The following is a 12,175-nucleotide window of genomic DNA, read 5'->3' as shown; positions in this document are numbered from 1 at the left end:
AATAGTCTTCAGGTGGCCGCGGCTTCACGGGAGCGGGGTTTGGCGCCCTCAAGCGCTGCACCCTGCCGGCGCTCGGAATAACGCTTTTCGCGCGCTTCCGATTCCTCACGGGAGGCATTGTCGTAGGCGGTGACGATCCGGCCGACCAGTTCATGACGAACCACATCCGTTTCATTGAAGCGGATGTGGGAGACTTCCCGTATGTCCGTCAAAAGCCCAAGAGCCTCCCGCAAACCGGATTTCTGTCCGGGAGGAAGATCGATCTGACTGGGGTCGCCGGTCACGATCATCTTGGACCCCTCGCCAAGCCGGGTCAGGAACATCTTCATCTGCATGGACGTGGTGTTCTGAGCCTCATCAAGCAGAACGACGGCGTTCGACAGCGTACGGCCGCGCATGAAGGCGAGCGGGGCGACCTCGATCATTCCGGACTGCAGACCGCGATCCACCTTTTCCGCCGGCATCATTTCATAAAGCGCGTCATAGATCGGGCGCAGATAGGGGTCGACCTTGTCCTTCATTTCACCGGGCAGAAAGCCGAGCCGTTCGCCGGCCTCGACAGCCGGGCGCGACAGGATCAGCCGGGCGACATCGCCGCGTTCCAGAAGCGCCGCGGCATAGGCGACGGCCAGAAACGTCTTGCCGGTGCCGGCCGGGCCGGTACCGAAGATCAGATCGGCGCGGTCCATCGCACGGATATAGGCATCCTGCGTCGGTGTCCGGGCGACGATGGTCTTGCGGCGGGTGGCGATCTGCGCGAAAGCCAGCCGGGACTTGGGCTCAAGCGTCGGCAAGGGCAGCTGCGCTTCCGCGGCAGCGGCCATCCGCAGCGCACCATCCACATCGCCGGGATGAAGCTCCTGGCCCTGCAGCAACCGCTGGTACATGGATTCCAGTGCCGTACGCGCCTGCGCACAGCCTGCCTGGGACCCTTTCAGGGTGACCTGATTGCCGCGTGCGATCGCATCTATGCCGAGCCGTTGCTCGATCAGAGCCAGGTTCTGATCGAATTGGCCAAAGAGATCTCCAATCAGCCGGTTGTCTTCAAAAGCAAGGACGATGTGGGTCATATCTGAGGCCGACGCGGCGGCGGAAGAAGACTGGTCCGTGGACTTGCGGGGAGAAGAGTGGCTGTCTCGCGTCAAACGACGTCTCCTGTAGTCATCCGGCCTGAGCCGCCGAAGCCGGGATGGCCCCGGAAAAGTCAGTTTCATCTTGCCCGTCTATCAGGCGTCCGAACAGCGAATTAGATCCCGTGTCTACGATTTCCACCGCTTGTATGCTGCCGATCAGGGCCTCCGGGGCATCAAGTTGCACCGGCTGAAGCCACGGGGACTTGCCGACAAGCTGACCTGGATTGCGGCCGACCTTTTCCAGCAGCACGTCACAGGTCATGCCGAGCCGGGACAGGTTAAAGGCCTTCTGCTGTTCGCTCACCAGATCCTGCAAGGCGGCCAGGCGCGTCGACTTCACGTCTTCCGGCACCTGATCGTGCATGCCCGCACCCGGCGTTCCGGGCCGGGGGCTGTATTTGAACGAAAAGGCGGAGCCGTAACCGACGCGCCGGATCAGATCCATCGTATCCTCGAAGTCGCGATCCGTTTCGCCCGGAAATCCGATGATGAAATCGCCGGAAAGCGCAATGCCGGGCGCGGCGTCGCGAATGCGGTCGATCAGACGGAAATATTCCTCACGCGTGTGCCGGCGGTTCATGGCCTTGAGGATCGCGTCGGACCCGGACTGAACCGGCAGATGCAGATAGGGCATCAGGGTTTTCAGTTCCCGGTGAGCGTCGATGAGATCGTCGTCCATATCGCGCGGGTGACTGGTCGTGTAGCGCAGCCGGTCCAGACCGTCGATCTCCGAGAGCCGGCGCAGCAGGCGGCCGAGCCCCCAGGTCGCGCCATCGGGCGCAACGCCGTGGTAGGCGTTGACATTCTGGCCAAGCAGCGTGACCTCCCGGACGCCGGAAGCGGCCATACGCTCCGCCTCGGTCACGATCTGCGTCACTGAGCGCGACACTTCCGCGCCGCGCGTATAAGGCACCACGCAGAAGGTGCAGAACTTGTCGCAACCTTCCTGGACCGTCAGAAAGGCGGATGGAGGACGCTTTTTCACCGGCGTCTCGGCACGTGCGGACAAGTGGTCGAACTTCGCGTCGATGTCGAATTCCGTTTCGACAACCTTGTTGCCCTGACGAACCTTGTCCAGCAGCGCCGGAAGCTTGTGGTAGCTCTGGGGACCGACGACGAGATCGACAATCGGCGCGCGCCTGGAGATCTCCTCGCCTTCCGCCTGGGCCACACAGCCGGCGACGCCGACCATCATCTCCCTGCCGGATCTGGCGCGCTCTTCCTTCACCTTGCGGATGCGGCCGAGCTCGGAATAGACCTTCTCGGCGGCCTTTTCGCGGATATGGCAGGTGTTGAGAATGACCAGATCCGCGTCTTCCATATTGTCCGTCGCCTGGAACCCTTCCGGCGCCAGGACATCGGTCATGCGGTCGCTGTCATAAACATTCATCTGGCAGCCGTAAGTGCGCACAAATACCTTGCGCATGTTTCCTGCCACTGCTGCTGTCTTTTCTGCGGTCACGGAACCGGCGGATGCGGTCGTTTCCTGGTCTGCTTCCGGGCGGCTTGTCATTCGCTCCTCATGGCCTGCGTCACGCGGCCGGCATGTCGTGAGTGTAAGCGCCGTCGGGCGGGATCCTAAAATCCTTCGCGCCCATCGTTTCCGCTCAGGCATGGCTGCGGGCGGCACTCGTAAATTCAGACGCCAGCTTTACCGGGTTTTTCCGCGTTTGAGAAGAACTCGAACGGCTCGATTTCATCCGAATCGCCGCTTTCGCCGGAATCTTCGTGTTCAATCGGCTTTTGATGCAGTGAAGCGGCCGTCATCGCCCGCACTTCCCGCTCCAACTGACGGGTCAGCGCCTTGCGATCCGTGTCGCCGTCAACCAGAACCGGGTCCCCCCAGCGCACGATCACGTCGAAGGATCCGCGCGCGAAAACACCCCACAGGTGACCGGCAAGTTCCATGTCGCCATACCAGGCGACATGCGGACGGTGCGCCCGGCCCATCGGCAGACCATAAAAACCCTGATAGGCCACCGACAGGGGCTGTACCCAGACCTTCTGGCCGCCATTGCCGACCGCGCGCGTTGCCGCGCCCAAAAGCGCCGAGCGGAAGGGCAGGACTCGGTTGCCGTCATTGGACGTGCCTTCGGCAAACAGCACCATGGCATCGCCCGCCCCCATGCGACCGGCAATCGTATCGGTCACCTCGGCTGTGCGTGACCGTTTTGTCCGGTCGACGAACACCGTGCGCTGCAGTTTTGCCAGCAGACCGAACACCGGCCAGCGGGACACCTCCGATTTGGCGATGAAGGACAACGGCATGAGCGAGCCGATGACCGTGATATCCACCCAGGAGGCATGATTGGAGGTGATCAGCAAAGGCCTGTCTGGCGATGGACCGCCGATCTGCTGGATGCGGATGCCGACCAGCCGTGTGGCGATCAGATGCCAGATCTGCGGCAACTTTCTGCATATGGGAATCTGCAGCCGGATCGCAATCCATTGCAGCGGAATGAGGATCAACGAGACCATCGTCAAGACGAGTATGATGAGAACGGCCTTGATTTCAGCCATCGTCCTTTTCGTCCTTCGAAGGATCGAGGGGAACGCCATAAAGTTCCAGCCGGTGGTCGACCAGCTTGTAGCCTAGTTTCCGGGCGATGAACTCCTGCAGGGCCTCGATGTCCTCGTTGCGGAACTCGATCACCTGACCGCTGCGCAGGTCGATCAGATGATCGTGGTGCTCATCGGGAACGGTTTCATAGCGCGAGCGGCCGTCCCGGAAATCGTGGCGCTCGATCATGCCCGCATCCTCGAACAGTTTCACCGTCCGATACACTGTTGAAATGGAGATCCTCGAATCGATCGACACCGAACGGCGGTAAAGCTCCTCGACATCCGGATGTTCGTCCGAAGCCTCCTCAATGACCGTGGCAATAACACGCCGCTGCTCGGTCATGCGCATGCCCTTTGCGATACACATATCCGCTAGCGTTAGTTGCTGGTCGTCCGCCATTGAGTTGCCGCCCGCTGGTATTTCATCTTCGCCGGAGCTTCCCGCGTTCCCTTGAACGCCAACCGGGTGCTCCACCACTTCAAAATCGATCAGCAATCAGACCTTCAACCGATCCCGATCGCAGGTCTGTCGATCCTGCTACAGCGCTTACCGAAGATCGATGCGCATGACAAGCGCCGTGCCGTCCCCGCCACTGTCGCTGTAATATCCCTTGCGCTGGCCAACCTCCTTGAAACCAAGTCCCCGGTAAAGCAGCAAGGCGCTTTCGTTGGCCGCGTCGACTTCAAGAAACAAATGCTCGCAACGCTCCGCATACAGGCGAAAAAGGCCTGCTTCCATGAGCTTCTTGCCGATTCCCCGGCCACGTTGACGGGCGTTCACCGCAATGGTGATGACCTCCGCCTCGTCGGCGACCGTTCTGAGGATCAGGAAACCGAGCGGCGTCCGTGTCCCGTAGGGACTGGCCCGCCGTGCGACCAGGAAGGTGACCCCGTCCTGGGCCTTCATCCGCCCCAGCTCATCCACATTCCAGTTGTGTGCGAAGCAGGCTGCGTGAATTTCGGCTATCTTCGGCAGATCCTCGTCCAGCGCCTCTTCCACGACAGGCGGCTGAGTCCAGAACCACCAAAAACTCATTGCCGTTCAATCCTTCCCTTGGTCTGCGGCGTCGCATCGGGCGGCCGCAGATACAGCGGTGAGGGCGATGATGTCGCCGGATCCGCAACGAGCCCCAACTCGGCCACCTCCCGGATACCCGGAAAACCACTGCGAGACAAAATCCGCTCCACCGGTATGGCCAGCGCCTCCGCGACGTTGTCAGCCGCGGATCCGGCCAATCTTATTCCCTCCGGCAATGTTGCCGCAAGATCCTTCAAGCTGCGCACTCCGGCCTCCCCGGCGGCGGTTCCGGAAGACGCGAATTCCTGACAGTAGACCTCGTCAGCCTTGCCCGTCAGCGCCACAAGCACCGATGCCCCCCCATCCTGCGGTGCGGCCTCCCGGGCGATGGCGGCGAGCGTGGTAACACCGACAACGGGCTTGCCAAGGACCAGACCGAACCCGCGGGCAACGGCAAGGCCGACACGCAGTCCGGTGAAACTTCCCGGGCCGACGGTGACGACGACCCGGTCCAGATCGTTGAAGGCAGTGGAGGTCTCGGCCATCACTTCGCCGATCATGTCCATCAGCCGCTCCGCATGACCGCGGCCGATTTCCTCGCCGCAGGCTTCGAAACAGGCTGTCCCTGCACCGTTGTCGAGAACAGCGGCGGCACAATTGGCAAGTGCGGTATCGATGGCCAGGACACGCATTTCAGGTCAATCGTTGTTCGTTCGGCCTGCGGATGTCGCATGCCGTAACAAGCCACTAACCCGATGGGCCTGCAGAGTCGAGCCGCGCTTTGGACCTAAGTCCAAAGGGGGGCTTGCCTTCCACAGAGATCGGGCGTCGGAAATAAAAAAGGCCCGGCATATCGGCCGGACCTTTGAAATCAAAAAGAAATTTCGCTCAAATCGGGCGAACTTCCTCAACCTCGGGCACGAAATGCCGCAAAAGATTCTGAATTCCGTGCTGCAGTGTCGCAGTGGATGAAGGGCAACCGGCGCAGGCACCGCGCATCGACAGATAAACAATGCCTTCCTTGAAGCCCTTGAAGGTGATGTCGCCGCCATCCTGGGCAACTGCGGGGCGAACCCGCGTTTCCAGAAGTTCCTTGATGGTGCTGACGGTCTCGGAATCGCTTTCCTCGAAGAACTCGCCTTCTTCCGTGTCTTCGCTCTCGCCCGAGGACATGACCGGCTGACCGGACATGAACTGCTCCATGATGACACCGAGGATCGCCGGTTTCATGTGCTGCCAGTCGGTGTCGTCCTTGGTCACCGTCACGAAGTCATGGCCGAAAAACACGGCAAGAACACCGGGAACATCGAACAGCTTCTGCGCCAGGGGAGACCCTCCGGCGTCCGCCCTGGAGCGGAAGTCATAGGTGCCTTCCGGCTGAACCACTCGGCCCGGCAGAAACTTCAGTGTGGCCGGATTCGGCGTTGCTTCTGTTTGAATGAACATCTTGTGTTGTCCTCGCGTTGTTTCAACGCGTCCCGTTGTCGGTCATGCCTTGCGTCTCTCCATCGCAAAACACCGATGAAAGCTTCTAACGTATATTCGATCAGTTTGGAACTATTAAAAACTAGATAGGAAGAGATCCCGTCCGGTCAAGTTCCCCGCCCGATATCTTTCCTCGCTTCCGCTGCCGCGGTCATGCCAGCGCCGAGATGGAATCGTCATCCAGATTGCCCGGTACGATCGTCACCGGGATGGGAAACGGGCTTCCCGACTTCCCGGCAATGGACGAAACGAGCGGCCCCGGCCCTTCCGATCCCGTGCCTGCCGCAAGGACCAGGATTGCGATATCGGCATCCGATTCGATCAGTTCCAGAATCTCATCGGCCTTGCTGCCTTCGCGCACCACTGTTTCCGGTTCCGTCCGGGCGACGGAGCGGACTCGCTCGGCGGCTTTGGCAAGTGTCGCCTCGGCTTCTTCCTGCGCTTCCGCCCGCATGATGTCCTCAACTCCCAGCCAATGCTGGAAGTCGCCCGGAGCGATGATATAGACCAGCGTGACGACGCCGCCGGTGCGCGCCGCACGCTTGGCGGCGTAAACGATCGCCCGGTCGCATTCCGGCGTATCGTCGATCACCACCAGAAATTTCCGGCGGTGACCTTCCTCATTGCTTTTTCGAATAGCTACCATTGGCGCATGCTGCCACCAGTGCGTGCGCATCGCAAGCGGCGAAATTGCCGCTGGCGATGGGGCCGTTCGTTAAAGGATAAACCTCGAAAGATCGACGTTCTTGGCGAGATCGCCAATATTGTCCCGGACAAATTCGCCGGTGATCTCAATGGTTTCCCCAGGCCGATCCGGAGCGGTGAAGGAGATTTCGTCAAGTATCCGCTCCATCACCGTCTGCAGCCGGCGCGCGCCGATGTTCTCAACCGAGGCATTCAGATCAACCGCAACGGAGGCAATTTCCTCGATAGCGTCCTCGGAGAAGGACAGCGAGACCTGCTCGGTGTCCATCAACGCCACATACTGTTTTATGAGGCTGGCTTCCGGTTCCGTCAGGATGGCCCGGAAATCTTCCTTCGTCAGGGCGCGCAGCTCCACCCGGATCGGCAGACGTCCCTGCAGTTCGGGCAGAAGGTCGGACGGTTTGGCCACATGGAACGCGCCGGAAGCAATGAACAGGATGTGGTCGGTTTTCACGGGACCGTGCTTGGTGGAAACAACCGTTCCCTCGATCAGCGGCAACAGATCACGCTGCACCCCCTCTCGGGAGACATCGCCCCCCGCCCGGCCTTCGCGCGCGCAGATCTTGTCGATCTCGTCCAGGAACACGATGCCGGAATTCTCCACCAGGGAAATGGCCTCCGCAACGACCTTGTCCTCATCGAGGAGCTTGTCGGACTCCTCGTTGATCAGCAGCTCGTAGGATTCGATCACGGTGGTCCGTTTGGTCTTGGTCTGGCCGCCGAAGGCTTTTCCGAGCAGATCGGACATATTCATGACCCCGACACTCGCACCGGGCATGCCCGGCATTTCAAAACTCGGCATTTGCGCCTGGGCGCGAACCTCGACCTCGATTTCCTTGTCGTCCATCTCGCCGGCGCGCAGTTTCGTGCGGAAACTGTCGCGGGTCGCGGGACTGGCGTTCTTGCCGACAAGGGCGTCGAGAACCCGTTCCTCGGCAAGGATATGCGCCTTGGCCTTCACTGCCTCGCGCTTCTGCTCGCGTATCAGTGTGATACCGGTTTCCACCAGATCGCGGATAATCTGTTCGACGTCACGGCCGACATAACCGACTTCGGTGAATTTCGTCGCTTCCACCTTGGTGAAAGGCGCATTGGCCAGCTTTGCCAGACGGCGGGAAATTTCGGTCTTGCCGACACCGGTCGGCCCGATCATCAGGATGTTCTTCGGCAGAACCTCCTCACGCATCTGACCCTGAAGCTGTTGCCGGCGCCAGCGGTTGCGCAGCGCAATCGCGACCGCGCGTTTGGCGTCCTTCTGGCCGACAATGTAGCGGTCGAGTTCTGAAACAATCTCACGCGGAGAAAAATCGGACATTTTTTAAGACACGCCTTTCGTGTTTACGAGTTCCATAAGCAGGTTGTCGCCCGTACGGCCCAGGAGATTTCCGATCTCCCGGAACCCGGCCTTGCGATAGGCCTTCACGGCCCGCAGGTTGGCCGGGTCCGGATCGATGACGATCCGCTCGTGGCCTTCCCGCCGCAATTTCCGGACGAACGCCCGCAAAACTTCAGTCCCAAGTCCCCGGGACAAATCCCGCTCCTCGGCCAGCGCCAGATCGACACCGGCCGCGTCTTGGGGAAGCCATTTCAGCCAGGGATAATCCTCAACGAATTCCGTTTCCTGCTGATCCCCGACATACCAGACCTGGCAATAGCCCTTGTCGACGCCCTCCAGCCGGAAGATGAAGGGGCAGGTGGTGTCCCGTCCTTCGATCATGTCGCGAATATAGCCAAGCTCGGTCTCCGGCTCGCCCCACCATTCGCGCCAGTGAGGCCGCGCCATCCAGTCCGCGAGGATAGGCAGATCTTCCCTTGTGACCGGACGAAACGAGACCATGGCCGTCTACTCGGCCGTATCCAGGGATTCGACGGTGACGCTTTCATTGGTGTAGACGCAGATTTCGGCAGCCACGGCCATGGCCTTGCGGGCAATGGTTTCCGCGTCATGATCCGAGTCCACCAGCGCACGGCCGGCCGCCAACGCGTAGTTACCGCCGGAGCCGATACCCATGACGCCACCTTCCGGTTCCAGAACATCGCCCGTACCCGTGAGCACCAGGGACACGTTCTTGTCGGCCACCAGCATCATCGCCTCCAGACGGCGCAGATAGCGGTCCGTCCGCCAGTCCTTGGCAAGTTCCACGCAGGCGCGCATGAGCTGCCCCGGATATTGCTCCAGTTTGGCCTCAAGGCGTTCAAACAACGTGAAGGCATCGGCGGTGGCGCCTGCAAATCCGGCAATCACCTCGCCTTTGGCCAGAGGCCGGACCTTGCGGGCGGTATGCTTGATCACCGTCTGGCCAAGAGAGACCTGGCCGTCTCCGGCAATCACGACCTTGCCGCCCTTGCGCACCATCATGATCGTCGTACCGTGCCATACGGCCGGTTCGCGCGTTTCGCTCATTCAATCCTCTTGAGTCATGTGTCGTTGAAGCCCTATGTAGGCGGCAATCGCGGCTTTTCCAAGCAATCAATGGACGTTGTGCGCGGATGCCTGCACAGCTGCGCCCGCGCTCATCCCGCAATCGCCGTGTCAGACATGACTTTCCGTGCCGGAAAAACCGCAAGCTGTTCACGGCCTCCCCAGTGCCTGAGTGTCGACACTCCACCCGCAAGGCCGAGCAGGGACTTATTTATTGAGATTGTTATAGGATCTGGAGACCCGCAGCAGTGCTTCCACCAGCTTGTCGAGCTGGCCATCCGACCGCTCGTCAACCAGATCGCCGGTCTCGTCAAACGCGCTTGCGGCCTTTGCAACGGAGATCATCTGCGGAAGAACCATGGCGCCAAGGCCAACCTCGAGTATCGTCCGTGTGCCGATCAGTCCGCGCATACCACCAAAGGCTCCGGGAGAGGCCGCGCCCAACGCGAAGACCTTGTTGGTGAAGGCTTCACCCGGTTCCTTCACACGGCTGATCCAGTCCAGCGTGTTTTTCATGAGCGGAGTTATGCCGGCATTGTATTCCGGGCAGGCCAGGAACACACCTTCCTGCGCCTCAAACAGCCGCTTCAGTTTTCTGGCGCTCTCCGGAATGCCATTCGCGGTTTCCAGATCGCCGTCATAGATCGGCAACGGATAGTCCTTCAGTGACAGCAAGGTGACGTCCGCGTCGAGGATCGCCAGCCGCTTTGCCGCCAGTGCGGCAAGCTTGCCGTTGAAGGAGCCACTCCGGATGGATCCGGAACAGACAAGTATTCTGGGATGTCTCATGAACAGCTCCAATCCGAAGTTCAGAACGGGGCAGGTTGAACGGCAATCGCGCCACTCGGGACCTTCACCTCATGCGCAAAAGGCGATGGATCCCTTCGCTTCAGTGCCCCTTGCGGTAGACCCAGACGCGCGCTGGCGGAAGATTTTTCCAGACCCATTCGGAGGACTCCACCGACACTCCGCGACCGTAAAGTCTGACTGGTGCTGCAAGACCGTAGGAAAACTGTATGAACGGCGCTCCGGGCTTGAGAAGACCCAGGGCCTCCTCCAGCAGCGCCTGCCGGACAGGTTCGGGCCGGGTCAGCAGCGGCAGCGAGGAGACGATGCCGTCAAGCGTGTGGGTGTGTTCTTCCCCGCCCGCCAGAAATCCACCCGGCTGCCTGAGAGCAGCGGTAAGGGCGTAGGCGTCTCCCTGAAGAACCGTCAGACCCGGATAGCGTCCGTTGAGAAGTTCGCAAAAATCGGCGCTGTATTCGACCAGATTGAGATGTTTGGGGGTAAAGCCCCGCTCCACGAGCGCCCGGGTCACGACGCCCGTGCCCGGTCCGAGTTCGACCACGCGTGAATGCGGGAGGGGGGTCAGGTAAGACGCCATCCTGGCGGCCAGATCCGGGCCGGACGGGGTCACTGCACCGGTTCTCAGCGGGTTCTGCGCCCACGAGCGGATGAACTTGACTTCATCGAGAACCCTGGTTCGCACGGCATTCACCCTGGTGAGTTTCTGCCGCAGCACTTCCCTGCGATTTCCGTTACGCTTCAGCATGTAAACTCACCAACTTCCATGAAAGGAATATAGGAAGAATTGCGAGAAGATACTACATGCGAACGCCCGGATCGTGCATTTACGCACCAAGATTGTCGATGAAATCCTTCACCTTGGAGAAGAAACCCGCAGATTCCGGATGATTTTCTCCCGAGGCTTCCTGTTCGAATTCGGCGAGCAATTCGCGCTGGCGTCTGCTCAGGTTGGTCGGCGTCTCGACGGTCACCTGGATGTACATGTCGCCATGCTGGCTTGAACGCATGATCGGCATGCCCTTGCCGCGCAACCGGAACTGCTTGCCTGTCTGCGTGCCCTCGGGGACTTTCACCCGGCTGGTGGACCCATTGACGGTCGGCACATCGAACTGGCCACCGAGGGTCGCCGTCGACATGGAAATCGGCACCCGGCAGTAAAGGTCCGCACCGTCGCGCTGAAACAATTCATGTGGCCTGACTGACAGGAAAATATACAGGTCGCCCGCCGGACCGCCGCGCGCACCGGCCTCGCCCTCACCGGCAAGGCGTATACGGGTGCCGTCTTCGATGCCCGCGGGAATATTGACCGACAGCGTGCGTTCCTGGGTCTTGCGCCCGGAACCGCCACAGCTTTCGCATGGGTCCGTGATCACCTGTCCGCGCCCCTGACAGGTAGGGCAGGTGCGTTCCAGAGTGAAGAAGCCCTGCGCGGCCCGAACGCGTCCGGCGCCCCCACAGGTGCGGCACGCGGAGGGGCTGGTTCCCGGCTTTGCTCCGGAACCGGAGCAATCGTCGCATGTGATGCTCGTCGGAACCTCGATCTCCACCGTCTTGCCGGTAAAGGCGTCTTCCAGTGCAATGTCGAGATTGTAGCGAAGGTCCGCGCCGCGTTCGCGTCCACCCGACCGGCGTCCGCCTCCCATACCGAAAAATTCCTCGAATATGTCCGACATCGTCGAGGAGAAATCATGCGCGCCACCGCCGCCGCCAGCTCCGAAACCGCCATTTTCAAAGGCGGCATGGCCGAAGCGGTCGTAAGCGGCCCGTTTCTGCTCGTCCTTCAGCGCATCGTAAGCTTCGTTGACTTCCTTGAACTTCGCTTCGGCTTCGGAGTCGCCCGGATTGCGGTCCGGATGGAATTGCATGGCCATCTTGCGATAGGCGCTCTTCAACACCTTGCCATCCGCATCGCGCGAAACACCCAGCACTTCATAGAAATCACGTTTTGACATCAAGATCTCTCGGTCTTGTTGTTGCACCGCCGGCTGCCAGGATTGTTCCGGCGCCAAGTACGGCGAAGGCGCCGGGCACTGGTGCCCTTGT

The 12,175-nt window shown here is 60.7% G+C and carries 14 protein-coding genes; all 14 read right to left on the bottom strand.

Annotated elements, in window-relative coordinates; all coding sequences use genetic code 11:
• Positions 1-8: 8 nt before the first annotated feature.
• The 14 genes from OA90_RS07350 to dnaJ all read right to left on the bottom strand — a co-directional run bounded on the left by OA90_RS07350 (position 9) and on the right by dnaJ (position 12,084).
• Positions 9-1,070: a PhoH family protein gene (locus OA90_RS07350; protein ID WP_068408998.1), complete on the bottom strand. Its 1,062-nt coding sequence runs from the start codon at positions 1,068-1,070 to the stop codon at positions 9-11.
• 91 nt (positions 1,071-1,161) lie between these two features.
• Entirely contained in the window at positions 1,162-2,559 is a 1,398-nt protein-coding gene (gene miaB, locus OA90_RS07345; RefSeq protein ID WP_156510427.1) for a tRNA (N6-isopentenyl adenosine(37)-C2)-methylthiotransferase MiaB, read from the bottom strand.
• A 212-nt stretch (positions 2,560-2,771) separates the two neighbouring features.
• Positions 2,772-3,653, bottom strand: a complete 882-nt coding sequence (locus OA90_RS07340; protein WP_068408996.1) for a lysophospholipid acyltransferase family protein — start codon at positions 3,651-3,653, stop codon at positions 2,772-2,774.
• Entirely contained in the window at positions 3,646-4,095 is a 450-nt protein-coding gene (locus tag OA90_RS07335; RefSeq protein ID WP_068409232.1) for a Fur family transcriptional regulator, read from the bottom strand. The genes OA90_RS07340 and OA90_RS07335 overlap by 8 nt, the downstream gene beginning before the upstream one ends.
• 147 nt (positions 4,096-4,242) lie before the next feature.
• Entirely contained in the window at positions 4,243-4,731 is a 489-nt protein-coding gene (gene rimI / locus OA90_RS07330) for a ribosomal protein S18-alanine N-acetyltransferase (protein ID WP_068408995.1), read from the bottom strand.
• The gene (gene tsaB, locus OA90_RS07325; protein WP_068408994.1) at positions 4,728-5,405 is read right to left on the bottom strand and encodes a tRNA (adenosine(37)-N6)-threonylcarbamoyltransferase complex dimerization subunit type 1 TsaB; all 678 of its coding nucleotides are present in this window, start codon (positions 5,403-5,405) and stop codon (positions 4,728-4,730) included. The genes rimI and tsaB overlap by 4 nt, the downstream gene beginning before the upstream one ends.
• A gap of 196 nt (positions 5,406-5,601) precedes the next feature.
• Complete coding sequence (locus OA90_RS07320; RefSeq protein WP_068408993.1) at positions 5,602-6,159, bottom strand: NifU family protein; 558 nt, start codon at positions 6,157-6,159, stop codon at positions 5,602-5,604.
• A gap of 190 nt (positions 6,160-6,349) precedes the next feature.
• Entirely contained in the window at positions 6,350-6,844 is a 495-nt protein-coding gene (locus OA90_RS07315; RefSeq protein WP_068408992.1) for a universal stress protein, read from the bottom strand.
• A gap of 69 nt (positions 6,845-6,913) precedes the next feature.
• A complete protein-coding gene (gene hslU, locus OA90_RS07310; RefSeq protein ID WP_068408991.1) occupies positions 6,914-8,218 on the bottom strand; it encodes an ATP-dependent protease ATPase subunit HslU in 1,305 nt (434 codons plus the stop codon).
• Positions 8,219-8,221: 3 nt separating this feature from the next.
• A complete protein-coding gene (locus tag OA90_RS07305) occupies positions 8,222-8,740 on the bottom strand; it encodes a GNAT family N-acetyltransferase (protein ID WP_068408990.1) in 519 nt (172 codons plus the stop codon).
• A 6-nt stretch (positions 8,741-8,746) separates the two neighbouring features.
• Positions 8,747-9,307, bottom strand: coding sequence for an ATP-dependent protease subunit HslV (gene hslV / locus OA90_RS07300; protein ID WP_068408989.1), 561 nt, complete (start codon positions 9,305-9,307; stop codon positions 8,747-8,749).
• A gap of 225 nt (positions 9,308-9,532) precedes the next feature.
• Positions 9,533-10,114 carry an NAD(P)H-dependent oxidoreductase gene (locus OA90_RS07295; protein WP_068409231.1) on the bottom strand — a complete coding sequence of 194 codons (582 nt, stop codon included), beginning with the start codon at positions 10,112-10,114 and terminating at the stop codon, positions 9,533-9,535.
• 100 nt (positions 10,115-10,214) lie between these two features.
• Positions 10,215-10,877 (bottom strand): rRNA adenine N-6-methyltransferase family protein, encoded by a 663-nt coding sequence (locus OA90_RS07290; RefSeq protein ID WP_068408988.1) that lies wholly within the window; start codon positions 10,875-10,877, stop codon positions 10,215-10,217.
• A gap of 79 nt (positions 10,878-10,956) precedes the next feature.
• Positions 10,957-12,084, bottom strand: coding sequence for a molecular chaperone DnaJ (dnaJ, locus tag OA90_RS07285; protein WP_068408987.1), 1,128 nt, complete (start codon positions 12,082-12,084; stop codon positions 10,957-10,959).
• Between the last annotated feature and the right edge of the window lie 91 nt (positions 12,085-12,175).

Origin of the sequence: Labrenzia sp. OB1, assembly GCF_001624695.1 — a bacterium.
In the GTDB taxonomy this organism is placed as follows: domain Bacteria; phylum Pseudomonadota; class Alphaproteobacteria; order Rhizobiales; family Stappiaceae; genus Roseibium.
The sequence above is the reverse complement of the archived record's forward strand: the minus strand, read 5'-3'. Positions and strand labels throughout refer to the sequence as shown.